This is a genomic window from Streptomyces asoensis (genome assembly GCF_016860545.1).
GTDB classification, from domain to species: domain Bacteria; phylum Actinomycetota; class Actinomycetes; order Streptomycetales; family Streptomycetaceae; genus Streptomyces; species Streptomyces asoensis.
Window position 1 is genome coordinate 100482 of sequence record NZ_BNEB01000005.1, and the last position, 25604, is coordinate 126085.

The following is a 25604-nucleotide window of genomic DNA, read 5'->3' on the forward strand; positions in this document are numbered from 1 at the left end:
GACGTGCGACCGCCCGTCGCACACCGCTTCCGCGGACGGTCTCCGCCCGTAGCCGCCGTCAGCCCTGCCGGGGGACGTCGGTGTGCAGGCGGATCACGGTTCCCTTGTCCTGGCTGGAGCGGATCTCGACCAGGTCGCACAGCTGGTGGGCGAGCCACAGGCCGCGGCCGCCGATCTGGTCGGCGGTGGGGCGGGTGCGCCCGGCCATCGGGTCGGGGATGTAGCCGGCGTCGCGGAACTCGCACACGAACGCCGACTCCTGCTCCTGGGTCCAGGTGCGCAGGGTCCCGCTGCCCCCGCCGTGGCGGATGCTGTTGGTGGCGATCTCCGTGACGGCGACGGCGAGCTTGCGCTGCTGCTCCTCGGTGACGCCCGCGTCCGAGGCGCACTGGGCCACCTTGGAACGGATCGCGGCCAGGTCACCGTGCGTGTAGGTGAGCTCCTGGAAGGGATCGCACGGGGCGAGCAGGACGTCGAAGGGGTAGTCCGGGGCGCTCAGGTAGCCCTCGTTGCGCACGTAGTGGCCGTCCTGACGGATCAGCGGGTGGCAGCGCGACAGGTACCGCAGGGCCTCTTCGTCCTCGTCCGCCGCGTCGTAGGGGCACAGCATGGACCGGGCGGAGCTGCGCGCGAAGGCCCGGTTCAGCAGCCACTCGTGATAGCGCAATTCGGACAGGTGTGCGACGCTGCGGGCCTCGCGCCAGGCCGTCTCGCCGATGCCGCGGACCGGCCTGTCGCCCTCGCCGTGCTCCTTCATCCAGGCCACCCAGGCCCCCACCAGACGCCCCGGGTTCGGTCCGGGTGTGGTGGTGTCGACGAAGGTGACGGCGGGCTCGTCGGCGAGTTCGCCGCGCAGGAGCGAGACCTTGTCCTCGGGGACGGCGACGACCACGGCCTCGCCGCCTTCCAGGGCCTCGTGGATGTAGTCCAGGGTCCCCGACAGGAACTGCGCGTCTCCGCGGTACGGGTAGAGCTCGTGGCGGAATCCGGGCTTCGTCGGGCCGGACTGCTGCGCAGGCGACGGCGCGCTCATGCGGCCATCACCACCGGCAGGCCGGCGCCCGCGTAACCGGCGAGCTCCCAGCACAAGCGTACGGTCTCGTTGGCGCCCTCGACGACGACGCGGCGTTCGGGCATGTGGCGGGCGGCGTCGACGAGGGCGTGCATCCCGGCGGCGTCGATCATGTCCAGGGTGTCGAAACGCAGGCTCACTCTCGGCGCGCATCGCAGGGCCGCCCGTACCGCGGCGTTGAACGCGTTCGCGCACTCCGAATCGATCACTCCGTCAACGCTCCAGCTGTCGGCCCCCGTGCTGTACATCCGGAAAGCCGGACGTTCAGCGCGTCTGCCCATCTCGTGCGGATGCACACATGCCACGTGTTCCAGCGTAGGCGCGTCCCACTGGGACGGTCTGAAAGCGCACACCACGATGGCGTTGCTCTCCGAGGCGAACTCGTCGAGGCCCAGTTCCTGGGCCACCAGCTCCTCGGCACCGCCGGGAGCGTGATCGGGCACCCGCTCGGTGAGCACGCGCACCGACCGGTAGCCCTCACGGACGGCGGTGCGGGCCTCGCGGCGCACCGCGGCCAGGACGGAGTCGGTGTCCGCGGCCCGCGGCAGGTCGAGGATCACCGAGGCGGACGGCACCGCCGCGCGCGGAAGTCCGGAGGCTGCCCCGGCAGAACCGACCACGACGATCTTGTCGCCGTACAGGGCACCGTCCGCGACGAAGGCCAGGACGTCGACGGGAGAGGTGACAGCCGGGCCGGTGTGCCAGCAGACGTGGTCGCCGAGCTCGACGTCGTCGAACGTGGCCAACGTCCGCGCCGCTCTCACGTGATCCCCTTTTCGGCCGTCCGACACGTCTCTCATCTCAGACAGTACTAGTCCGGCCGGGTGATCGTAGAGCGCGACACAGTGCCGGAGGTTGCCGTACACCACGCGATCGGCTCCTCACGCGCTGTCGTCCGGCCGTCGCGGGGAGCGCCCGAGGCGTCGCGGGCCGGCCGCGGCCGGCGTCAGGGTGCCGGGACCTGCCGGGTCTCTTGGGCGGATCCGGTCTGCGACGAGGTGATCACGTCGGAGGTCCCGCCGGGCCGGTCCGTGCGGCCCGAGAGGAAGGCCAGGCCGAGGCCGCCCGCGGCCAGCGCCGCGCCGACCAGGGCGGGCGAGGCCCAGCCCCAGCCGGCCGAGATGGCCAGGCCGCCCAGCCAGGCACCGCCGGCGTTGGCCAGGTTGAAGGCGGAGTGGTTGGAGGCCGCCGCCATCGTCGGCGCGTCCTTCGCCTTGGCCATGAGCAGCATCTGCACGGGAGTGGTGACCAGAGCGCCCATCGCGCCCATGACGACGAGCGTCAGCAGCGCGGGGACGATGCTGTGGACCGTGAAGTAGAACGTCACGAGCGTCGCGCCGAGCAGGGCGAGCCCGCCGTACAGCGTGGGGCGCAGGGCGCGGTCGGTCAGCGGGCCCGCGATCAGCGTGCCCAGCGTCATGCCGACGCCGTAGAGCGCCAGGACCCAGGTGGTCGAGGAGTCGGCCAGGCCCGTGAGGTGCGTCAGGATCGGCACCAGGTAGCTGTAGACGGCGAAGAAGCCGCCGAATCCGACGACGGCGACGGCGAGGCCCAGGGCGACCTGCCGGTTGCCCATCGCGCGCAGCTCGTGACGGATGCCGGCCACATTGCCGCGGGGCTGGTGGGGGACGAAGGCGGCCAGTGCGGCGAGGGCGATCAGTCCGATGACGGCGACGGCGCAGTAGGCCCAGCGCCAGCCCAGCTGCTGCCCGAGGGCGGTGCCGGCCGGGACGCCGACGATGTTGGCGATGGTGAGTCCGAGGAACATCCTCGACACGGCCCGTCCGGCGCGGTCGGGGGCCACGAGCCGGGAGGCCACGACGGCGCCCACGCCGAACAGCGCTCCGTGCGGCAGGCCCGCCAGGAAGCGCGCGGCGAACAGCCAGCCGAAGCCGGGAGCGAGGGCGGAGGCGATGTTGCCGATCACGAACAGCGCGGACAGCAAGAGCAGGAGCTGCTTGTGGGCGATGCGCGCGCCGATGCCCGTGAGCAGCGGGGCGCCGACGACCACGCCGAGCGCGTAGGCGGAGACGATGTTGCCGGCGTGCGGGACGGACACACCGACCCCGTCGGCGATCTGGGGCAGCAGCCCCATCGTGGCGAACTCGGTGGTGCCGATGCCGAACGCGACGAGGGCGAGGGCCAGCAGGGCCAGTGGCATGGAGCGGGAGTACCTTTCACGGGCGGCGGTTTCCGGATGCGGCGGAGCAGGCGGGGACGTGGTTCGTCCTGCTCCTGTGGTCCGTCGCGACCGGCCACCATTGCCCGGTGCGCCCCCCGAGGCAGGGGAGGCCCACAACCGGTGCAGCGCGCGAGGCGGCGTCACGCATTCCGGATCCGGCCGAAAAAAGCCGTGTCCTGCATCACAGCGCCCGATGGCGTGCCGGCAGGCCGGGCCGCACTGTCCCGCCCTATGACTTCCTGGTGAACTTCACGTCCAGGCCGCACGGCGCGTCCCGGTCGTCGGTCGCGCACAGCGCCTTTCCGTCGTCGACCACCGCGAGGTCGAGCTCGCAGTTCTCCGCGGAGCCGTGGAAGGAAAGACCGATCCAGGAACCCGACTTCGCGGCCTTGTCCGAGATCTCGGTTCCCTTGCCCTCGGACACATAGAAGGCCCAACCGCCTTCGGAGGCTTTTCCGGGGCACATGGTCGAGGCGAGGTTCTTCGAATCGAGACCGACGGCGGTGAATGTCCGGTCGGCGGCGAAGGTGAACTTCTCGCCGTGCGGGCCCTCCCATTCGCCGGTGATGCGACCGGCCGAGACCTTGGTCGTCGGCTGGCTGCCGGCACATGCCGTGAGCAGCAGGAACGGTGCTATGACGGCGAGTGCTCGCTGAGCTGTTCGGTGCACGCGGTCACTATAACAACGGGGCGGTACGGAGCCGGGCCCGGCTCCGTACCGCCCTTTTTGCGCTCTGCCTGTTGCGCTCTACCTGGAGGAAATTCCGGCTAGTTCAGCCAGTCCGAGGTATTGACGCACTGATTGACCGGCCACTTCTCCTCCCAGTTGAAGTCCTCCTTCACCGCCGCGCCGAAGGTGTCCGCGAATCGCGGGTTCCAGGAGCGTGGCACCGCGTGTGTGGCGGACTGCCAGTCAGAGGTGTTGTAGGCGTGGAACTTGAGCGTCACCGTGCCGGTCTTCCGGTTGATCGACTTGATGCTCGCCTCGCCCGACCAGGTGCCCAGGAACGCGTCGGCCCGGTTCTCGGTGCCCACGGACCCGTTGGTGAAGATGCTCCCGAGGTCGTTGAGGACGCCGCGCGCGGTGTTCATGTGCCACCAGGGGGAACCCGGGTCCGGCCCGGTGTCCTGGTAGTGCATCTTGAGCGCTTCCTTGGCCGCGGGCGCCTTCATGCCCTGTTCCATGGCCTGTCCGAGCAGCTTCGAGCGCATCGTGGTGATCGTGTCGTCGACGGCCAGGGCCGACAGGAACGCGTCGCCGCCGCGGAACTGCTGGTGCGGTCCGAGCGGGTAACCACCGCCCCAGAGCCACCCGATGAACATCGAGCGGTTCTCCCAGCCGTTGTCGGCCTTCTTGTCGTGGACGATGCCCCAGTCCGGCTGGGCGGCGATCATCTCCTGGAGCGTCATGCCGCCCCGGTTCATGAACGGGGTGTCCCACGACTTCGTGATGAAGTTGTACGTCGCTCCCGGCGTCCAGTGGTTGGTGGAGCCGCCGGTGAAACCGGTGCTGTTCGTGGACGCGGTGCCGCCGGTGTTGCCGATGGCGCCGAGCACGACGCCGACGACGCCGAGCACCGCTCCGACCACTCCCCCGATGATCGCGCCGATCGCCCCGAGGATGTCGTCGTAGGACAGACCGGTCGGGTCGGTGAACGTCGCCGGGTTGTTTCCGGCGTACGCGTACCCGTTCAGCGACTGGGGCTTCTTCGCTTCGAGGACGGGGTCCGTGCTGAGGAACCGTGCCGTGACCGGGTCGTACTGGCGGGCCCCCAGCTGCGTCAGGCCGGTGGTGTCGTCGGACGGCTTGCCGAGGAACGCCTTGTCGTCGGGCCAGCTGGTCGGCTTGGTGCCGCGCGAGGAGCCGAACGGCGAGGTGTAGCGCTTGGTGCAGGCCAGCGTCGTGGCGTCGAAGACCAGGCTGGAGGTGCCGTGGTTGTCGCCCGCGAGGAAGGCCAGCTTCGTGCCCGTGATCCCCACGGTCGCGGTGCGTACCGCGACGGTCTGCTCGCCCGCCTTGTAGTAGCGGGTGCCCGAAAGGGTCTTGACCGTGCCGGCGGTCCTCAGGTGCACCTCGGTGGCTCCGAGGTAGAGCACCGTCTCACCGTTCGCCGTGGTGTTGCGGCGGATCAGCAGGTCGCCGCCGGCGTCGTAGACGTAGCCGGTGCCGGTGGCCGCCTTGGTGCCGGCGGCGGGCTCGCTCGCGGTGGCGAGCTTGCCCTCGGCGTCCCAGGTCAGCGTCTGGGCGGCCTGGGTGCCGGGCCTGGTCGTGGTGTTGCCAGTGTCGTCGTAGCCGTAGGCGGTGCTGGTACCGGCCTTGACGGTCGAGGACAGCGCGTGCGGCTGGCCCTTGGGAGTGCCGTACTTGTAGTCGGTGACGGTGTCACCGGTGCTGCCGTGCTCGGTCTGCTGGGTGCGCAGGCCGCCGTCGTTGTACTGGTAGCTGGTCCAGTACGGTGCGGCTCCGCCCAGGTTGGCCGTGGTCCGTCCGGAGACGGCGCAGTCGGCGGTCTTGGGCGTCCAGGCCTCGCTGAGGCGGCGCTGGCCGTCGTACGCGAAGCACTGGTTGTCGGTCTGGCCGGTCCCGCCCAGGGTGGTGCCGTCGAAGATCGACGTGACGTTGCCGGCGTCGTCCTGCGTGAACTTCAGTTCCTGGAGCATGTAGCCGTGGACGTCGTCGGTGACGTACGACCGGGTGAGACGGCGGCTGCCTGCCTCGTAGTCGTGGTTGATGTAGACCTTCTTGGCCGCCGTCGGGTCGGTGGCCAGCGTCAGCTGGCGCGCGTCGCCGAGCGGCGAGTAGGCCGCCGCCTGGAGGTAGCCGGTGGCGCCCTTGGAGGTCAGGACCTGGCCCAGGTCGTCGTAGGTGTACGAGACCGTCTCGGCCGCGAGACCGGCCACGGCAGGGGCGGCCGCCTGCTTGACCGTGCCGTCCAGGTTGTAGCCCGTGGAGTACGACAGGGTGCTGGGGACGCCCGCGGTGACCAGCGGGTCGTCCGTGGGCAGGATGAGCTGGTTGTTGGTGACCTTGTACAACGGGTCGTAGGCGGTGACCTTCTGGGTGTAGGCCTTGCCGGTCACTCCGCCGACATAGCGGACCGCGGTGTCCTGCTGGCCCTTGGCCAGCGAGTCGAACGTCCAGGCGGCGAGCTTGTTGGCGTCCGTCTTGGACGTCTGCCAGGAGCCCGTCATCCGGGACAGCTCGTCGTAGGCGTACAGCACCACCTGGCCGCGGCTGTCGGTGGAGGTGATCGCCTGGTCCAGGTCGTCGAAGCCGGTCGTGGTGGCGCCCCGGTCGGGGTCGGTCACCTTGACCTGCCGGCCGAACAGGTCGTAGTCGTAGGTCCAGACGGCGTTGTCCGGGCCGGTGACCGTCTTCTGCTTCTCGCTCGGCGTGTAGGTGAACGACGTGGTGGTGTAGCTGCCCGTCGGGCGGGGCCCGTCATAGTCACGGCGCCGGACGGTCTTGCCGAACGCGTCGATGATCTCCGCGGTGGCCTGGCCGCCGGCCGGGGCGCTCGTGGTGGTCATGTCGCCCAGGTAGGCGGTGTCGACGGCCCAGCGGGTCACCCCGTAGTTCTTCGTGACCGACTTCACCGATCGCCCGGCGCCGTCGAACGTGGTGTCCGTCTGCATGGGCGCCTGGCCGCCGTCGATCTGCACCAGAGTGCCGTTCGGCGCCGTGGTGTCGTCCCAGATGTCCGACTGCGCGGTGACCGCGAGGCCCCGGGAGTCGTACAGGGTCTGGGCGATGATCCGCCCGCCCGCCGCCGACGGCGCCTGGATCTGACGGGTCCGCAGCAGCGAGTCGAAGATCTCGAAGGTGGTGTTGTAGCCGGAACCGTCGCCTTTGAGGGTGGCGCTGGACGTCCAGGGCAGCGCGGTGGCCGTCATGCTGTACGCGTAGACGTAGTTCGGCGTCTTGCCCAGCGCCCTGGAGCGGTTGGGCAGCCATACGTCGGTGATCCGCCCGAGGCTGTCGTACGCGGTCTCGGTGACCTTGCCGTTGGCGTCCGTGACCTTCAGATCGGCGCCGAGGGCGAAGTCCTTCGCGGTGACCGTCTTGAAGCCCTTGGCGTTGGTGACGGTCGTCGAGGTCAGCGGACCGGCAGCCGCCGGCACGTAGACCGTGGTGGAGGTGGTCAGCCCGTTGGTGTCGGTCAGTGAGTTCGGCCGGCCCAGCGTGTCGAACCCGGTCGTGCCGAGCTTCTGCCAGACGGGGCTGTCGTCGGAGGCGTATCCCTTGGCGCGGCCGGTCCACTGCGCCTCGCCCTTGGTGGGCTTCTGCGCGGCCGTCCAGGTGGTGGTGTCGAAGGCGGTCGCCTTGTCGGAGATCACGTCGCCGGGGCGGGTGGAGTCGGCCGGCAGGTCAAGGTTGGCGTCCGTCACCGAGCAAGGCCTGGCGACGAGCCGGGTGCGCGAGACCAGGGAGTTGATACCGAGCGCGTCGTTGCGGGCGTACCAGGTGCGGGTGCACTTCTCGTCGCCGCCGACCGCGTCGTCGCCCTTGTCCTCGACGGTATCGGGCATGCCGTACGCGTCGAAGGTGGTGGCGGTGGTGCGCACGCGGTCCGTGGCGGTGCCGGAACTGCTGATCACGGTGTGGGCGTGCGAGGCCGCGGTGCGCGTGAAGTACGCCTCGGTGTCCGCGTACGACTTGTGCTGGGTGGCCGTCCGCTTTGACCAGGGGTCGTTCACGGTGCTGGACACTTCGGCGGCGCCGTCGTAGGTGACCACTTCGCGGGTGAAGCCGGCGTACTGGTCGGAGTCGGTGACCGCGGCGGCGTCGATGCCGGTCACCGAGACCGACCTGCGGGCATCGGCGTCCGGCGTCCTGCCGTCGGAGCCGAGGACCCGGTCGCCGTTCATGCCGCGCAGGAAGACGCTGACCGTCTTGGACTGGGTGTGGTCGGAGGTGCCGGTGAGGTGCGTGACGCGCTCGTAGCCGCGCCAGATCGACCAGGTGCGCTCCTTGGTGGGCGTCATCGGGTCGTCGTTGTAGTGCCAGGCGCCGCCGCCCGAGTAGGTGTAGGTGTGCTGCACCGCCTCCGAACCACCGCGCGGGTCGGTGGTCCTGACCGCGCTGACCGGGTACTTCTGGAACCAGTCGAGGATCGGGGTCTTTTCGCCGTTGGGCGCCCAGTACACCGGGTAGCAGCGGGTGGTGTTCTTGTCGACGGCGGGCATCGTCTGTCCGGCCGTGCAGTCGGCCGGCAGGTAGTCGACGATGGTCTGCGCGCCGGTCTCGGAGGTGATGGTCTTCAGCCGCGGGCGGTTGAAGGGCAGGATGTCGTCGGCTCCGCCGTCCACCCGGTTGGGGCGGAACTCGTGCGCGAACTTCACCGGGTCCAGGGAGAGATCGGCGCCCCGCTTGCCGGTGTGCCTGATCTCGTCGAGCCACAGCGACTGGTCGGTGGCGTCACCGGTGTCGCCGGGGTCGAGGTACGCCTGCTTCAGGGCCCAGCCGTCGACCGTCGCGAACCCGGGTGTGGCCGCGGAGGCGTCCCAGGCGTACGAGGTGATCGACGTCAGGCGCTTGCGGGTGAAGAAGGACGGACTGACGTTGTACGTGCACTTGTCGCCGTCCTTGCAGAGGGCGTCGAAGGGCACGTCGGGCCAGTTGTCGCGGGTGGAGTCGGTGAGCGAGTCGCAGCCGGTGCCGCCGGCCACACAGCGCTCGGTGTAGGAGAAGACCAGCTTGTCGGAGGCCGCGGGCGTCGCGGAGAACAGGGCGCCGGCGCGCTGGCCGTAGCGGATCTCCTTGAGGTGGCCGCCGCGGGTGTACCCGGTGCCGGTGGTGTCGTCGCCGAGCTTGTCGTAGTTGTTGGTCTCGGCCGCGTACCAGTACGACATGGCGTTCTGGTGGGTGTCCTCGACGTAGTCGAGGTTCCATCGCCAGGCCTGCTTCTTGTCGCGGCCGGAGAAGGAGGTTCCGTCGGCGTAGCCGGGCTCGCCCGGGTCGTCGCCGAAGACCGGGACCGTCCACACCGAGTCGGTGCGGTCGGCGGCGGCCGCACCGGTCAGCTTGTCGAGTCCGAAGACGTACTTGGTGCCGTCACCGGTGACGACGGTCCAGTACTCGCCGTCGTCGTCGCCGTTCTCGGCGCCGGTGGAGTGGGTGACCGTGGAGGCGTCGTCGTTCTTCAGGCGCCAGACGCCGGAGGTGTCGTCCTTGACCAGCTCGGTGGCCTTGCCGTTGAGGACGAGGGAGGCGTTGTCGTACTTCCAGCACAGGTCGTACTTGCCGTCCTGGCCGTCGTCGTCGCAGGATCCGTACTTGCGCTCGATGTAGGACTCGGTGAGGTCGAAGCCCTCGCCGATGAGGGAGCCCTGGTTGTTGGTGGTGGCCGTGCGGCCGTCCACGCTGCCCGAGTCGTAGGAGATGCTGAGGTCGGGCTTGGGCCCGGCGGCGGGCGCCGGTGCCTTCAGCGGGTACGACCAGGTGAAGGTGCCGGAGGCGCTGCCGGCTTCCCAGGTGGAGGAGGCGGTCAGCGGGGTGGCCTTGTAGTCGCCGCCGCCCGACTGGGTGCCGGCCGCCACGGCCAGCATCATGGTCCGGCCGGACACGGCGGACGAGGTGGCGCCGAAGGCGACCTTCGCCGTCAGGGTGTGCCCGGCGCGGTCGTTGACGAAGTCTAGCGGCGTCGCCCGGTGGCACTTGGCGGCTGCCGGGGAGGTCAGCGCGCAGTCCGAGAGCCTGACGAGCTGGAGCCGTCCGGCCCAGTCGCCACCGTAGGCGGAAGCGAACTTGGCGTAGTCCACGCCGAGTTCCGCCGTGCCGCCGTTCTTGGGGCCGGTCACGGCGAGGGCCACGCCCTTGACGCCGAGCCGCTTGGCGGCCGTCTGGTCGAGCACCTTGACCACGACCGAGCCGGCCGCTTTGACGGCCTTGTGGCCCTTGGCGGTCTTCGGGGCGGCCAGCGTCACCGGCAGTCCGCCGGGCGCCGCCCGCTGCTCGGACCGCACGGTGGCGGAGCCGCTCGCGGGCCAGGTGACACCCTGCTTCAGGTCGTGCCGCGCGCGCAGTGCCGCGCTGTGGTCGTCCGCCGCGGCCTTGTCCATCACGGCCTTGGTCTTCGCGTCGGTCTTCGCCTCGAAGGGCGAGACGTCGTCGGGGTGGGCGGCCTTCAGGTGCGGTCTGCCCAGCGGGTCGGTACCGGCCGCGAAGGCCACGGGTGTCAGCAACGCCGGCACCATCGTGAAGCCGACGACCGCTGCCACTCTGCGCAGCCCGCGGCCTGTTGATCTTCGGGTCATTGATCCCTCGGTAGATGTGGATCTGCATGGGCGCATCGGAGGATGCGGTGACGTGCCCGGGGGCCCGGACGGACGCGCCGTCCGGGCCCCCGGGTCACGGGGTCAGGCGGTACCGTCCGTCAGGATCTGGGAGCGCACCTGGTCGGCGGTCATCGCGCCGGTCCAGATCCGCAGGTTCTCCAGGCTTCCGGGCAGGTAGTTCGCGGTGGTTCCGCCCTTGGTCCCCCGGCCGAGGGACAGTTCACCGCTGCCCGTCTGGACCGAGGCGAAGCCGGAGTTGTCCTCCGAGGGCTGGTCGAACTCTCCGACGAACAGGTGGAGTTTGCCGTAGCGGGTCTCCGTCTTGTTCGCGTCGGCCGGGTCGGTCCACGTCCAGCCCTCCTGCGCGTCGAAGACGCCGGTGACCTGGACCCAGGTGTCCGTCTCGGCGACGTCGCCGCCGGGCACCGCGGCGCTCTGGGTGACCTTGCCGTCCGCGCCGACGGCGGTGCGGGTGAACTTCCACTGGTACACACCGTCGGCGGGCTTGGTGATCCACAGTGCCCAGGAGGACTCCCCGCCGGCCTTCTGTCCGGCGACCTGTGCGGCGTAGCCGACCGGTTTGGCCGCCAGCAACTGGGAGTCGACCTGTACCCGGGCCGACACGGTGAAGGCGCCGCTCTCGTCGACCACCGGTCCGGTGGAGGCCGCGTAGCCCGAAGTGCCGTTCAGCACGAGGGCGTTGTTCTCGGCGTCGAGGGTGGCGCCGGTCGCCGACAGTGCCATCGAGGGCACCGGGTACGAGGACAGTTCCTTCAGCGTGGTGCCCGTGGAGGAGGTGGCGTCCCAGAACGCCGCCAGTTCGTTGGCCGGAACGCTGTTCTGGAGGAGCTTGCCCTCCTCGACGATCTCGTCCGGGGTCAGCACCCGCTGCCATACGGCCGTCTCGTCCAGGCGGCCGCGGAAGTTCTCCCCGTACACACCGGCGACGAGGGAGCGGCCGATCTGCATGCCGCCGCTGGAGATCCAGGGCGTGTACGCGGTCGACAGGGTGTTGAGGACCACCGGCGAGCCCTGCGGGCGGCCGTTGACGTACAGCTGGATGGTGTCGTTCGTCTTGTCCGTGTCCTGCTTGGTGTCGAACACGGCGGTCAGCTGCGTCCACACGTTGAGCTGGGCGGGGGCGTCGGCGATCGAGCGGAGGTAGACCGCGTTGTCCTTGACGTCCGTGGCGGTCCTGTTGAACACCCACTTCTTGTAGGACGCCGAGTAGTACAGCGTGAACGCCGACCCGTAGGTGCCCGGCGCCGCGAGCGCCACATGGGTGGTCGCGCCGTCGGTCAGGTACGCCCAGGTGGACACCGTGAAGGAGTCCTTGGTGTTCACCGCGGGCGTCGCCGTGGCCGCGTACCCGTCGCGGGTGTTGTCCGTGGCGCTGTCGTTCAGGTAGAGCGAGTAGTCGGCGTCACCGCGCCTGCCGAGCGTCGACCAGCCGGTGTGGGGGCTGGCCTGGAGCGTCGCGTCGTGCCGCGTGCCCTCGGTGGCGGTGTCCTTGGCGACCAGCACCCCGGAGTTCGGGGCGGCGTCGTCGAAGTGCCAGCGGCCCACCGCGGTGGCGGCCGGAGCCACCTTGAACGAGAACTCCTGCGGCGTGCCCCAGCGGTTGCGTACGTCCTTCGCCTCCACCGACAGCACCTGCGTGCCGGCCAGGGACGGGGTGACGTCCTTGACGGTCACGGTGCTGCCGGTGACCGTCTTCGTGTTCGCCGCCGACGTCGTCAGCAGGCGCCAGCGGTAGCCGGTGATGTCGGTGTCCGCGGCGTTCGGCTTGAAGGTGAAGGCGCCCGGGACGCCGGGGCCGCCCTGGGGAGCGCACAGGTTGGCGGTGCACTCGCTGTACGGCGCGCCCGCGGTGATCACCGGGGCCTTGGGCGCCGTCGAGTCGATCTTGAAGTAGCACCAGGAGGAGTACGAGGAGAACAGGTCACCGGACTTGGAGCCGTACGACCAGTGCGACTGCGTGCGGGACTTGAGCCGGTAGAGACCGCCGTCCGCGCGGTTGGAGGTGCGCAGCTTCTCCAGCGTGCCGTCCGGGTCCCAGCCGCTGTCCGGCCGGTAGCCGGTCCACACCTGGTGCCAGGCGGCGTCGTCACCGCGCTCCACGACGAACTCCGACTGGAGGGAGCCCTTCTCCTCGGTCGATCCGGGCTGCACCTGGGTCTCCACCCGGGACTGCACCATGGGGTCGACCCGCGTCACGACCAGCGGGTCCGACGAAGAGGTCTTGCAGTACGCGGTGGTGCCGTCGCCGGGGATCACGCCGACGGAGGCCGGGACACCGGGCTTGGGGACGTAGGTGACCTGGAGCTCGGCGTTGTCGTCGAAGCGCTTCCAGGCGCTCGCGTCGCCCTCGTCCTTGGCGCGCAGCATCATCGTCAGGCGCGAGATCTTGCCGTCCGCGAAGGACCGCACCGTGCTCGTGAGGTTCTCGTCCGCCTCGTCCGGATTGTCGTTGAACTCGACCCAGGCGTCCGGCTGATCGGGGCTGCACTGGTCACCGCGGCCCGCCGACACATAGCGGTCGCCCATCTGGTCCAGGTCCGTGGGGCCCGGCCAGCGGGTGGCGTCGGAGATGTTGTTGGTGCGCTCCAGGTCGACCCAGTGCGGACTACAGTCGAAGGACCAGGTCTCCTTCGCGCGGAAGGTGGCGTCCAGCACGTACTTGCCCGAGAGCTTCGAGGGGGAGAACTCGAAGTACATGCGGTTGGTGTAGTTGCTGCCGCAGTAGTACGGGCCCACGGTGGAGCACTTGCCCACGCCGTAGTCGCCGTCGAACTGCCAGAAGTGGTCGCCGTCCGAGGACAGCACGGTGCGCTCCGAGACACCGAGGCCCACCGGCGGGTCGATGAAGAGCGGGAAGACCGTCGACTTGCCGTGCAGCAGGGCGAGGTCGGGCTTGACGGTGATCGCTCCCCCGCCGATCTGCACGGGCAGGGCGGCCCGCTTGTCCCGGGGACCCGGCTGCGCCTTCTCCGCCTCGGGGCCGGGGGCGTCGGGGGTCCGGGCCGTGGCGGCGGCGCTCAACGAACGGGCCTTCGCCGCGGGCTTGTTGCCGGTCGAGTCCCACATCATGCCTGCGGGGCCCCGGAAGACGGCGTTGCCGTCCTCGTCGAGGGCGCGCAGCCCCCCTCCGGCGCTCGGCAGGATCTGAAGACCCTCACCGGAGACGCCGAGGCTGACCTGCTCCAGTGCCGGATCGGCCGCGGCCTGGGCGGACTTGACGACCAGGACCTCGCGGTAGCCTTCGCCCGTGGCGGTCAGCTGGAGGTCGACACCGTCGAGCACCTCGGGGTAGGTGGCGGTGGCGCCGTCCAGCACGGGCTCGGGCAGCTTGCCCGGCCAGCTGAGGCGCATGGCCCCCTTCTCGCTGCTCAGCCGGATCAGGTCCGCGCCGCTCCCGCCGTCCGAGAACGACAGCCCGACCACGGAGGCCTTCGGCCCCACGGTGCCGTCGGAGCGCCGCTCCAGCGTCGGGTCCACCGCGTCCCACGTACCGTCGGCGCGCTTCACCCGCTGCGGGGTCGTGGACTGGACGAGCGTGAGCGACCCGTCAGGATTCGCGGTGGTTCTCGAATACTCGGTGAGGTCCGAGGTCACCTCGACGGGCTTGCCCGATGCCATCGCCTGCGCCACGGCGGACTGTTCGGATCTCTCTGCGGTGACCTGTGCCTCGGCAACCTGCGCACCGAGCGCCAGGGTCGGCAGCGTCGCCAGCAGCGCGATGGAGGTGATCCCGGATATCAAGCCGTGCGGTCTTCGCACCATGCCCACCCATGTTTATTGAATTCTCATCTTGGCGGGGGAGAGTAAAACCGGTCGCTGACTGACGGTCAAGCGGATTTGATCCGCCCTCGCAACCCTCCCACCAGCACTCTTCGACTGGCCTGACTTGCCGTCATACACCGCCCGACGCGGTCGGATCGCCAAGTGCCGCCTGACCGGCGCCCTCTTCCCACCGCATCCCGCGAGCGGATGCGGACGCCCTCCGCAGCGCGCCACAGTCAGCCTTCGGGGCCGCCGAATTCTTACCCTCCTCCTACCCCTTAACCGTGTCGTATCGCAAAGCCCGGCGGCGGTACGGCCACATATCCGTCCTCATCCGGTGGGGGATGCGCGGATTTGACCCTTACCCCGGAGGTCATCGACCGCGGGCCTGCGGGCTGTGAGGATCGACGGCATCGAGGAGACGACGAGCCAGGAGGAAACCATGTCCGCCTATGCCATTGCGCATCTGCAAGAGGCCGCCCCGCACCCGGAGACCGCCCTGTACATGGAGCGCATCACCGAGACCCTCGCCCCGTACGGAGGCCGCTTCCTCGTGCACGGCGCCCGGCACGAGGTGAAGGAGGGCAGCTGGCCCGGACACGTCGTGGTGATCGGCTTCCCCTCGCTGGACCGGGCGCGGGCCTGGTGGGACTCGCCCGCCTACCAGGAGATCGCCCCGCTGCGCGCTCGGCACATCGAGGGCGACATCGTCCTGGCGCCGGGCGTCGCCGAGGACTACGACCCGGCCGCCACCGCACGGGAGATGCGGCGGGCGATGACGGACCGGTGACCCCCGCCGCACACGACTTTCACCTTTCGCTCACGAGGCCGTGTCCTTCGGCCACTTGGGGGCACACGGACTCCACCACACGGCGAGACATCGCCACCCCGACAAGAGGAGTCACCTGTGCTCGCCATCATCGCGGCGGTCCTGTTCTTCATCTCGTTCCTGATCAACGCGGCGGAGATCTCCACCAACGACGTGTTCACCTCGACGAACATCATGCTCATCGGACTCACCCTGGTGGCTCTCCACCTCGCCGGCGTCGGCAGCGGCTGGTCCGCCCGCAGACGCTGACGGCGACAGGACGCCGAAGGGCCGGCCGGCACGGGACGGGCAGCCCGCAGGGGCCACGGACACTGCGTCCGTGGCCCTTCGGCATGTCTGACGCGGCGACCACGTGGCGGCCGCGCAACCACCGTCCGGCAGCCCGGACGGCCGCCCGCGCGGAGCCGTTACCTCCCGTATCCGGTCGCGGTGATGTTGGCCTGAACGGCGTTCTCGGTGGCGTCGGAGGGATAGCCGGAGGTCATGACGCCTTCGTAGAAGGTGCCGGCGGCGCCGTGGCTGTTGTCGCCGCCGATGCCGAGGATGATGGCACCTTCCTTCTTCATCGGGTTGTAGCCGGCGACGTTGGGACGCACCCCGTTGTAGAAGGTGGACAGGGCGCCCGTCTGGGCGTTCCCGCCGCGGATGGCCCACCGGTTGGGCCCGCCCTTGACGACAGCGGTGAGGTAGCGGTGGCTGATCGACGGATCGCCCGCGTTGTAGCGCTGGTTGACGCCGGAGAACAGGCCGTTCTCCAGGTCGGCCATGATCCAGGGGCCGTTGCCGCTGCCGTAGCCCCAGACCTTGATGTTGCCGAAGTAGATGGCTTCCATGGTGCCGTTGCCGTTGTCGCGGCTGTTGGTCTCGGCGTTGCCGTAGTCGAAGCAGCAGCCGCCGTTGTAGTGCGTGCCGTCGAGGACGGCGTACATGCCCTCGGGCTGGTCCCCCTTGGCGACGCCGTTGGTGCCGTTGTTGCGGTATCCGGTGCCGGGGGCGACATAGACGCCGTACGCCTTGTGGCCGCCGACCGTGATGGGCGCAGCGGTCGCGTTCGCGAGGTTGTCGTACCCGCCCGCCGCCGGTCCGGAGAACCCGCCGGGGGGTGCCTGGGTGAGGCGGTTGTTGCGTCCCGACTGGTCGTAGATCACGGTGATGAGGCAGGTCGTGCCGGCGCAGAACGAGTCCTGCGCGGCCGCGTTGGCGACCCCGCCCTGACTGAGGACGCCGATGTCCCGGGTGGCGTTGTCCGAGGCACGGCGCACCTGGTAGAGCGGTCCGTTGTAGGAGGAGTACAGGGCGCGGGTCGTGCTGTGCGCCGCGACGCAGGGGGTGCCACCGGCGGCGTACAGGTCGCAGGGCGACGAGCCGGCGGCCAGCGAAGCCGGGGCCGTCCCGGCGAGGGCGCCCACTCCGAGCGCGACGGACACTCCCGCTGCCATGAGGACGCGCCGGGTGGGGCGTAACCACTGGGGAACGGACATGGGGGAACTCCTCTGCTGGTGGGGGGTCACGGCCGCCGGCGTGGACGGTCGGCGGCCGGAGCCGGGTGAGGAACTGGTCGCACGGGTGTCCGCTCCGCGAACGGCGCCGGGGTCGCCGTCCGTGTCGAGGCATCGGACTCGTGCCACCGTGCAGGGCGGGACGGTGGACGCGGAGCCGGACCACCGGCTCCGCCACATCTTCGATATCTCGAACACCGCTCGGTACTTCGGACTCTCAGGATGATAGGAGCCCCGAGGGGACCGTCAACCCATGCCACGGCAATGTTCGGGAACCGCCCTCCGGAGCCTCCCGGTTCAGGCTTCCGAGGCCGCTACGGAGGATCCCGGCGACTGCGATCGTCCGGCCATGCATCCGACGAGAGCCTTGACCATGATGGGCGGCGTCGTTAACTTGCCAGAGGTCCACCGCTTGGACACCGTTCACGATATCGAACAGCGCCCCTTAGGGCAGCGCCTGCCTCACCCCAACGGCACACACAGGGCACTGCACTTCTTTGAGAGTGGGAGCGCTCCCACGCTCAGGCCGACACAGCTTCGTCCCATGGCACGCCACCCCCCTAAAACCGAAGGAGAGCGCATGACAGCGAATCCGCACGACGGCCCGAGCGAGAAGCGAACCCCACCGAGCCGGAGGACCGTCCTGGCTACCTTGGGGGTCCTGCCCGTGCTCACGGCGGCGACGACGGCGGGCACGGGCGCCGCCGATGCCGCCGCCGGTGCCGCCGCCGACGCAGGCGGCGCGACGACACCGGTGCCCGCCGCGGCCGCGGCCGCGGCGGTCATCAACGTGTCCGCCACGCGGCAGACGATCCGGGGCTTCGGGGGCATGAGCCACGCCGCCTGGGCCGGTGACCTCACGGCCGCCCAGCGGGACACGGCGTTCGGGACCGGTGACGAACGGCTGGGGTTCTCCCTGCTGAGGATCCCCGTCCCCGAGGACAGGGCGGCCTGGAGCCGTGACCTCGCCACGGCGAAACGCGCGGTGGAACTCGGGGCGAGCGTCATCGCCTCACCGTGGAATCCGCCCGCGTCCATGGTCGAGACCTTCGTCCACGGCAGCCAGACGAACGCGCGACGCCTGCGGTACGACATGTACGCCGCCTACGCCCAGCACCTGAACGACTTCACCACGTACCTGAGGAACAACGGCGTCCCCGTGTACGGCATTTCGGTGCAGAACGAACCCGACTACGCGCAGGACTGGACCTGGTGGACCCCGGCCGAAATGGTGCGGTTCCTGCGGGAGAACGCGGGCTCGATCGGCACCCGGGTCATCGCACCGGAGTCCTTCCAGTACCTGAAGAACATGTCCGACCCGATCCTCAACGACCCGGTGGCACTCGCCAACGTCGACGTGATCGGCGCCCACCTCTACGGCACCCCGTTCGCGAACTTCCCCTACCCCCTCTTCAAGCAGAAGGGTGCGGGCAAGGAGCTGTGGATGACGGAGGTCTACTACCCCAACAGCACGGATTCGGCGGACCTTTGGCCCCAGGCGCTCGACGTCGGGGAACACCTCCACCGCGCGATGGTGGAGGCCGAGTTCCAGGCGTACATCTGGTGGTACATCCGGCGAAGCTACGGCCCCCTGCGCGAGGACGGCCGGATCAGCAAGCGCGGCGCGGCCATGGCGCACTTCGCGCGATTCGTCCGGCCCGGATACGTACGGGTGGATGCGACGGCGCAGCCGGCGACGGGCGTCTTCGTCTCGGCGTACCGTGGCGGCGGCTCCACGGTCGTCGTCGCCCTCAACAAGGGCACCGCTGCGACGAGCCAGCAGTTCACGCTGGTGAACGGCACCGGGTCCAGTGTCTCGTCCTGGCTCACCGACGCGAGCCGGAACGTGGCGTCCCAGGGCGCGACCGGTGTGTCGAACGGCTCCTTCACCGTCGCCCTTCCCGCCCGGAGCGTGACGACGTTCGTGATTCGCTGAGCCCGTCAGGGTGGGTCTTCACACGATGCCGCTCTTCCCCCTGCCGACCTCAGCAGCCGGGTCGCGGCGATCCGCTGGTGGTGTGGACGGTTCTCGGCCATGAGCTCGCGCAGCAGACCCAGGGGCACCTGATCGGCCGAGGGCAGCAGGGCCGTGGTGACCTGCCGGACCACGGCCGCCGACGCGTCGGCCAGGAGCGGACGTACATCGTCGACGCGGACGGCGTCCAGTGCGCGCAGTCCCGCCACGGCGCAAGCCCGCACGCGGGGAGCGGGGTGCGCGAGCAGCGCACGGAGTACGTCCGCGTCGTCGCGCACCCCGCACTCACCGAGAGGCCCACCGCGGCGGGCCGGGCCGCGGGGTCGGCGCACAGGGCCCGGTACAGCGGTGCCGGGTCCGTGCCGCCCTGCCGCACCACATACCGGGCGCACGCCCGCACCACCGCCGACCGGTCGGTGAGGTACGGCTCGGCGTCGCCGTACCGCCCTGCCCGGCGCAGCGCCGTCACCCCGGCCGACCTCACCCGGGGGCGGCGCGACCCCAGCAGCGGCGGGACCACCTCGGTGAACCGGCCCGGCTCCCCGTCGCCGAGAGCGGCCGACGCCCCGTCGGCGCACACGTCCTGCACCACGGCGTCGTGGTGACGGGCCGCGATCAGAGCGAGCCGCGCCGCGGGAAGCAGGCGCCGCTCGACGGCGACGCGGTGCGCGAGGCGGGCCGTGGCCCGGTCACCGCTGTCGAGCAGCCCCTCGAGCTGTGCCGCCGTGCCCGTCCGCAGCGCGCCGATGAGCAGCCTCTCGGCGAGGGCGCCCCGGAAGCGGTGACCGACCCGCAGGACGAGCGGGGCATGTGCCACCAGTTGGTGCCGGGGCGCCTCGGCCAGCATCGCGCGAGCCCTCGCGCGCACCGGCTCCACCCAGTCCGCGCACCGGACGACGACCAGCGCGAGCAGCACGGGTCGACCCCGCGCACGGTCCAGCGCGGCCTCGCGGATCCGGCCGTCGGGGTGGCAGAGGGCGAGGGCGAGTTCGGCGTCGTCGGGCTCCCGGTCCCAGGTGACGGTGGGCAGCGACGCGTCCGTGTGCCAGTACATCCGCCGCCCGGACCGCGAGGCGCGTGAATGGAACAACTCCGGTCGCTGCGAGGCGAGTTCGCGGACGCGCAGGTCGAGGTCGATCCAGGATTCCGGGTCGGTGACGTCGAGCACCCGGTCCGGGGCGACGCCGTCGGCCAGTCGCCGGACCGAGGGCGACCGTGATCAGGCCCGCCACTTCGAGGAGCGGAGCCACTTCGGCTTCATCTCCCCCTCGCTGGCCGTGCTGTTCCTGCTGGCCTCCTTCGGCTACGCGATCCTGCTCTCGCTGCTCGCCCTGCTCCTGGACGAGCTGGGTCTGCACCGCTACCGCCGGCTCGGCGACCTGGCGGCGGTGGCCGCGGCGGCCGTCGTCGAGAACCTCGGCTACCGCCAGCTCACCGCTTGGTGGCGGCTCCAGGGGTGGTGGGCGTCGCTGCGCAACGGCACCCCCGTGTGGGGCGAGATGACCCGCAGCGGGTTCGCCGGCACCACGCCGCTCGACCACGGCAGCCACGCCACGGTTCCCGGGACGACGCCCGGAGCGGCCCGGCCCGGAGCGCGACTACCGGCAGCGGCGCCCGAGGAGCGGGGCCCACGGCACTGACCCGGGCCAGCGCCGCCGTCACCGGATGCGGTGGGCCTTCCAGAAGGGGGTGAGGTCGACGTCCGTCATGGCCTGGGCGGCCTTCTTGAAGTCGGCGGTGGTGGAGACTCCGTACCGGTGCTCGTGGGCGTACCACTCAAGGAGGCGGGCCATGGTGGCGGCGCCGAGGGTGCGTTCCAGGTCGGCGAGGGCGCAGGGGCCGGCCGTGTAGACGAGGTGGTACTCACCGCGGTGCCGGGACCAGTACGCCATCGACGCGGTCAGCGCTGCGTCGTCGTCGGGCCAGGAGACGTCCGACCAGCACTCGCGGGTCTCCCAGCCGTAGAAGCGGGCGTTGGCGTACTGGGCGAAGCTCTCGTCCAGCCACGGTGCGGCGTACTCGTCGTTGCCGACGATCCCGTACCACCACTGGTGTGCCACCTCGTGGACGACGGCGCTGCCTTCCTCGGTCGTGCCGAGGAGCACGAGACCGGGGTATTCCATGCCGCCGCCGAACCCGGGGGTCATCACGAGGTCGAGCTCGCCGTACGGGTAGCGGCCGAACTCCCGGCCGAACCGGTCGACGGCGGCGACGGCGTCCGTCCGGTTCAGCCGCACGCCCTCGGCTGAGGTGCCCGGCGCCCAGTACGACCTGACGCGGACTCCGCCCGGGGTGGTCTGCGCGGCCGTACGGAACGGGCCCGCCGCCCAGGCGAAGTCGCGCACCCGGTCGGCGACGCTGAGGGTGACGGTGCGGCCGGGGCGGCCGGGCCGGGTACGGGTCAGCCCGGTCGCGGGCACCTTCAGGGCCGACGGGTGGTCCAGCCGGACCCGGAAGTCGCTCGTCAGGGAGTAGAAGCTCTCGCCGAGCGCCACGTAGGGGTCGAGGTGCCACCCCCCGGCGTCGTGCACCGCGAGCACCGGCAGCGCGTTGCCGAGGAAGCGGAACGCGCCCTCGCGGCCGAAGCGGGCATTGCGGCCGGGCACGGTGAGGGAGACGTCGAAGGCGACGGACGTCCGTGCTCCGCGCGCGAGCGGCCTGGGCAGCGAGATGCGCAGGGCGGTGCAGTCCACGCTGAGCGGCCCCGGTGTGCCGCCTTCGACGTGCGTCACGGTGACGGGGGGAAGGGGGGCACCGGGCGTGCCGCACCCGTCCTCGCCGTTGCCCCAGAGCCGCAGGTACACCTCGCGCAGCGGGCGGGCGGAGGCGTTGCGGAACGACACCCGCTGCCGTCCGGTCCAGTGCCCGCCGTCGGCGTCCGCGCGCAGGGTCACGTCGTAGCGGGCGCGATCGGGGGTGGCCGCGGACTTCGACGCCGTCGACGCGTGCTGTGCGTCGGCGTCGCTCACACCGGCGGCGAACGCGACGAGGAGGACGAGCAGGACGACGAACAGACGACGGCGGGACCCGGGCGACCATGCGGCTGGCAGCGACATGCCAGCCGATACTGCCACAACTCGCTTACGGAGGCGTTGACTTGAGCCGACGCGGACCACCGCGCTCACCGGCGGCTGCCGGGTCGGTCATCGCGCGCAGGTGCGGATCCGCGAGCGCGCGGACGTCGACGAAGCCCATCACGAGGGAAGGGGCTGCGGGGAGCCGCCCTTCGAGCATTCTGGCGGGCAGGGGGCGGGTCTCCGCTGTGCCGGACGACGGAGACCCGCTCCGTCAGGTTTGGGGCGTCACTGCGATCCCGCGGCCACCAGCCTCGCGGTGAGGGGTTCGAGCTCGGTCACCAACTCGTCGAGTTCGGCGGGAGACAGGGCTTCGTACGGCGGGGCGGCGAGTTCGTCGGTGACGTCCTCGATGCGCTGCCGGGTCGCGCGGCCGGCCTCGGTGAACCGGCCGTCCGCGTCGATCAGCCCGCGCTCGCGCAGACCGGCCATGACCGCGGCCAGCGGCTCCTCGGGCAGGTGGTGGTTGCGGCCGAAGGTCTCCGCCGGATGGATGCCGTGCCCGAGCGCAGAGAGCACATGGGCCTCCGTGCCGCCGATGCGCGCGCAGACGAGTGCGGCCACGTGCCCGTCGCCGCGGTGCTCACGCAGCATGGTCGCGGAGTGCCACAGTCGCGCGACCGGGTCGCCCGGCACCGGGAAGGGCGGGTGGTCCCGCCGTCCTGTTCGAGGCCGTGGATGCGTTCGTCGATGTAGCCGAGCCCGTTCAGGGTCTTGCGGACCTCGGCGGGGGTGGGCCGCGAGACCGTCTGGAGCGCCTCGACGATGCGCTGCTCGTGCTGGACGCTCGCGCACCGGTCCCGCTCGGTCAACTCCGCTTCGGGCCCTGTCGGGGCACCCGGTTCGATGGGACCGTCCGGCGGGGACTGGCCGGGGGCCGGAGTCCGCGCCGCGGCCGGGCCGGTGGGCTTGCGGTCGGTCGGTCCCGAAGTTCCCTGGTCAGCAGGTTGCGACGCGGCCGCACCGGCCGGGGAACACGGCCGTGCGACCTCGGCGAGCATCGCCGCGAACGCCGCCTGCGCGGGCGGCGAGGATCCGGCGCCCACCTCGGCGGCGGCGTTCCCGCGGGAGCCGCCGCGCGAGCCGTCGGTGCCCGGTCCTCCGTCTCCGCAGCCGCAGAGCGCCAGTGCGGCGAGGGCGAGGGCAGCGGTCGCCGGCCGTGCTCACTCGGCGCTGTGGACGTTCACCTCGACCGGCACCGGCTTCAACGCCCCTGTCAGGGTGTGGGACTCGGACACCGGGTCGTGGACCTGGGACCGGACCAAGACCACCTGATCCCCGAAGTCCTCACCGGACAGAGCCTTCGGGACGCACCCCCGGACGGCGGACCACACCGCCCTCCCGGGGGTGCTTCGCTCTGAGCCTCTGCCGCTCTGCCGCCGGGAGCGCCGTCCGACGCGCGGGTCATCGCTCTTCACGGACGACCGCCACGGGGCAGTCGGCCCGTCGCAGCACGGCCCGGCCGGCCCACGTCGGCAGAGCGGCGGTCCACGCGGTCCGGGGCCGCGTTCCGACGACGATCAGCTGGGCCGGTCCGCCCGCTCCGGCGACCGCTCGGCCCGTGCCGCCTCGGGCCCGGGTGCGGGCCCGGTGCACGGCGACGTCCGGGTAGTGCTCCCGCAGCGCGGCCAGGGGGTCGCGGACACCCTCGCGGGGCCGTCCGTCGAGCACCACCACCTCCGTCCCCCGGGCGGACGCCTGGGTGAAGGCGAACTCGGCCGCTCTCCGGCCGACGTGCCCGTCGTCGCAGGCGAGCACGACGGGGCCGTCCGCATCCGGAGCGCCCCGCACCATCAGCACCGGTGAGGCGCCGCGCACGGCCAGCCGGGCGGCGATCGAGCCGCGCCGTCCTCTGCCGGACCAGGTCACGGACCGGCTGCCGACGACGGTGAGCGAGGCATCGCGGGACTCCGTCTCCAGCACCGCCGCGGGGTCCCCCAGCAGGACCGCGCCCGTGACACGCACTCCGGGCGCCACGCGACGGGCCCGACGGGCCGCCTCGGCCAGCACACGGTCACCCGAGGCGTACGTCCGGGCGCCACCCGGATCCCACGGCGGCACGCCCGGCGCCACCGTGGCGGCCGGCCAGGCGCAGACGTGCACGAGCCGTAAGTCCACGCCCCTGCGTGCGGCTTCCCGAGCGCCGGTCTCGACCGCGGCCATGGCCGTGGCCGAGCCGTCCACTCCCACCAGTACGGGGCCGCTCATGCCGGCTCCCCCTCTCCGTTCGCCGCCCGGGACCACGGCCGTACCGCTTCCCGGCGCGGTGCCGGACAGCCTCGCTGTCGGTCCTGCGCGTCCGGCGGTCCGTCCCGCTCCCGCTTCCTCCCGGCACGGTGTCCTCGCCGGGCGCCCGCCGACAGGGGCCGTACGGTCCCCGGCACACCCCGTCCGGCCCTGCCGGCCTCCCCGGGCGGGCCCACCGGCCCCGGGGAAAGGACCGACAGCCTCTGCCCGTGCCGTCGCCACGGCCGGACGCTGGAGGCGTGCCCAGCCCCCAGGTCGACGGAGGAGACCGGCGCCCCGGTCCGTCATGTGTGCGACTTCACTGGGGCCGATGTGCCCGGGTGCCGGGGCCCTTCGGCCCTGATCCGGCTCATCGGGGCCGGCAGCGGTGCCGTGGCTGCTAGACAGGGAACGCCACCGCCCGAGGCGACGCGGCGTCCCTGCCCTTCATCCACCCCTTCCGGGAGATCCCATGCCGTCCGCGGAATCCGCCGCCCTCGTCCGGGCCACCCTGCCCGCCGTGGGCGGAGCGCTCGACGAGATCACCACCCGCTTCTACGCCACGATGTTCCGCGAGCGGCCGGAGCTGCTCGACGGGATGTTCAACCGTGGCAACCAGGCCAGCGGTGCCCAACGCCGGGCCCTGGCCGGGTCGATCGCGGGATTCGCCGGTGCGCTGCTGGACAACCCCGGCGTCCGGCCGGACGCGCTGCTCTCCCGGATCGCCCACAAGCACGCCGCCGTCGGCGTCACCGACGACCAGTACACGATCGTCCACAAGTACCTGTTCGGGGCGATCGCCGAGGTCCTCGGCGACGCGGTGACCCCCGAGGTGGCGGCCGCCTGGGACGAGGTCTACTGGCTGATGGCGGGCGCCCTGATCGGCCGGGAGGCCCTCCTCTACCGGGACGCGGGAGTCCGGCCCGGCGGGGACCGGCGGCCGTGGACGGTCGTCGAACGGCGCACCGAGACCCCTGACGTGGTCTCCTTCCTGATCCGTCCCGCCGACGGCGGACCGGCGCCGCACGCCCGGGCGGGCCAGTACGTGAGCGTCGAGGTGCGCATGGCCGACGGCGTGCGCCAACTGCGCCAGTACAGCCTGTCCTCGGACCCGGGCGGGGACCTGCGGCGGATCACCGTGAAGCGGGTCACGGGCGACGCCGGCGGCCCGGACGGCGAGGTCTCGACCCTGCTGCACGACACCGTCCGCGAGGGCGACGAACTGCTGCTGTCCGCCCCGTTCGGCGATGTCTTCCTCGACGATCCCGCCGACGACACGACCCCGCTCGTGCTGGTGTCGGCCGGTATCGGCTGCACCCCCATGACCTCGATCCTGGCCCACCTCGCGGCCCTCGGCTCGACGCGCACCGTACTGGTCCTGCACGCCGACCGCTCCCCCGCCGACCACGCGCTGCGCGCCGAGACCCTCCGCCTCGCAGCACAACTGCCGGGCGCCCGAGCCCTCTTCTGGTACGAGGACCGCGCAGCGGAGGAACCCGGTTCCCGCAGAGGCCTGATGGACCTGGGCGGGGTCGAACTCCCCGACGGCGCGACGGTGTTCCTGTGCGGACCCGTACCCTTCATGCGGGAGGTGCGCGGTCCCCTGCTGCGCGCCGGGATCCCCGCGCAGCGCATCCGCTACGAGGTCTTTGGCCCCGACCTCTGGCTTCCCACCACGGCCTGAGC

15 protein-coding genes and 1 pseudogene are annotated in these 25604 nt (G+C 71.3%); 5 read left to right on the forward strand and 11 right to left on the reverse strand.

Annotation, left to right across the window (positions count from 1 at the left end):
* Positions 1-58: 58 nt before the first annotated feature.
* The 6 genes from Saso_RS23780 to Saso_RS23805 all read right to left on the reverse strand — a co-directional run bounded on the left by Saso_RS23780 (position 59) and on the right by Saso_RS23805 (position 14315).
* Positions 59-1033 (reverse strand): sensor histidine kinase, encoded by a 975-nt coding sequence (locus tag Saso_RS23780; protein WP_189921880.1) that lies wholly within the window; start codon positions 1031-1033, stop codon positions 59-61.
* Positions 1030-1836, reverse strand: a complete 807-nt coding sequence (locus Saso_RS23785) for an MEDS domain-containing protein (protein ID WP_189921878.1) — start codon at positions 1834-1836, stop codon at positions 1030-1032. The genes Saso_RS23780 and Saso_RS23785 overlap by 4 nt, the downstream gene beginning before the upstream one ends.
* A 182-nt stretch (positions 1837-2018) precedes the next feature.
* Positions 2019-3233, reverse strand: coding sequence for an MFS transporter (locus tag Saso_RS23790; RefSeq protein ID WP_189921876.1), 1215 nt, complete (start codon positions 3231-3233; stop codon positions 2019-2021).
* 250 nt (positions 3234-3483) lie between these two features.
* A complete protein-coding gene (locus tag Saso_RS23795) occupies positions 3484-3924 on the reverse strand; it encodes a hypothetical protein (RefSeq protein ID WP_189921874.1) in 441 nt (146 codons plus the stop codon).
* 98 nt (positions 3925-4022) lie between these two features.
* Positions 4023-10511, reverse strand: coding sequence for an RHS repeat-associated core domain-containing protein (locus Saso_RS23800; RefSeq protein WP_229901269.1), 6489 nt, complete (start codon positions 10509-10511; stop codon positions 4023-4025).
* A 102-nt stretch (positions 10512-10613) separates the two neighbouring features.
* A complete protein-coding gene (locus Saso_RS23805; RefSeq protein WP_189921870.1) occupies positions 10614-14315 on the reverse strand; it encodes a laminin G domain-containing protein in 3702 nt (1233 codons plus the stop codon).
* Between the two features lie 442 nt (positions 14316-14757).
* Here Saso_RS23805 and Saso_RS23810 point away from each other — a divergent pair, with 442 nt between their 5' ends.
* Complete coding sequence (locus Saso_RS23810; RefSeq protein ID WP_189921868.1) at positions 14758-15105, forward strand: DUF1330 domain-containing protein; 348 nt, start codon at positions 14758-14760, stop codon at positions 15103-15105.
* Positions 15106-15222: 117 nt separating this feature from the next.
* Positions 15223-15393 carry a hypothetical protein gene (locus Saso_RS23815; RefSeq protein WP_189921866.1) on the forward strand — a complete coding sequence of 57 codons (171 nt, stop codon included), beginning with the start codon at positions 15223-15225 and terminating at the stop codon, positions 15391-15393.
* Between the two features lie 167 nt (positions 15394-15560).
* Here Saso_RS23815 and Saso_RS23820 read toward each other — a convergent pair.
* Positions 15561-16625: pseudogene (locus Saso_RS23820) on the reverse strand (arabinofuranosidase catalytic domain-containing protein); the annotation flags it as partial.
* A 598-nt stretch (positions 16626-17223) separates the two neighbouring features.
* Here Saso_RS23820 and xynC point away from each other — a divergent pair.
* A complete protein-coding gene (gene xynC, locus Saso_RS23825) occupies positions 17224-18579 on the forward strand; it encodes a glucuronoarabinoxylan endo-1,4-beta-xylanase XynC (RefSeq protein WP_229901268.1) in 1356 nt (451 codons plus the stop codon).
* A 49-nt stretch (positions 18580-18628) separates the two neighbouring features.
* Here the strand turns inward: xynC and Saso_RS23830 are convergent, their stop codons facing one another.
* Positions 18629-19786 carry a hypothetical protein gene (locus tag Saso_RS23830; RefSeq protein ID WP_189921864.1) on the reverse strand — a complete coding sequence of 386 codons (1158 nt, stop codon included), beginning with the start codon at positions 19784-19786 and terminating at the stop codon, positions 18629-18631.
* On the opposite strand from Saso_RS23830, the gene Saso_RS23835 reads away from it, so the two are divergent.
* Complete coding sequence (locus Saso_RS23835) at positions 19773-20258, forward strand: hypothetical protein (protein ID WP_189921862.1); 486 nt, start codon at positions 19773-19775, stop codon at positions 20256-20258. The two genes, Saso_RS23830 and Saso_RS23835, sit on opposite strands and share 14 nt — an antisense overlap.
* An 18-nt stretch (positions 20259-20276) precedes the next feature.
* On the opposite strand, the gene Saso_RS23840 is transcribed toward Saso_RS23835, so the two are convergent.
* From Saso_RS23840 to Saso_RS23850, 3 genes are all read right to left on the reverse strand, one after another.
* Positions 20277-21674 carry a M1 family metallopeptidase gene (locus tag Saso_RS23840; RefSeq protein WP_189921860.1) on the reverse strand — a complete coding sequence of 466 codons (1398 nt, stop codon included), beginning with the start codon at positions 21672-21674 and terminating at the stop codon, positions 20277-20279.
* A 246-nt stretch (positions 21675-21920) separates the two neighbouring features.
* Entirely contained in the window at positions 21921-22487 is a 567-nt protein-coding gene (locus Saso_RS39085; RefSeq protein WP_372442480.1) for an SCO6745 family protein, read from the reverse strand.
* Between the two features lie 609 nt (positions 22488-23096).
* Positions 23097-23900 (reverse strand): universal stress protein, encoded by an 804-nt coding sequence (locus Saso_RS23850; protein WP_189921858.1) that lies wholly within the window; start codon positions 23898-23900, stop codon positions 23097-23099.
* Between the two features lie 490 nt (positions 23901-24390).
* Between Saso_RS23850 and Saso_RS23855 the strand changes: the two genes are divergently transcribed.
* Complete coding sequence (locus Saso_RS23855) at positions 24391-25602, forward strand: globin domain-containing protein (RefSeq protein ID WP_189921857.1); 1212 nt, start codon at positions 24391-24393, stop codon at positions 25600-25602.
* The last annotated feature ends 2 nt before the right edge of the window (positions 25603-25604 follow it).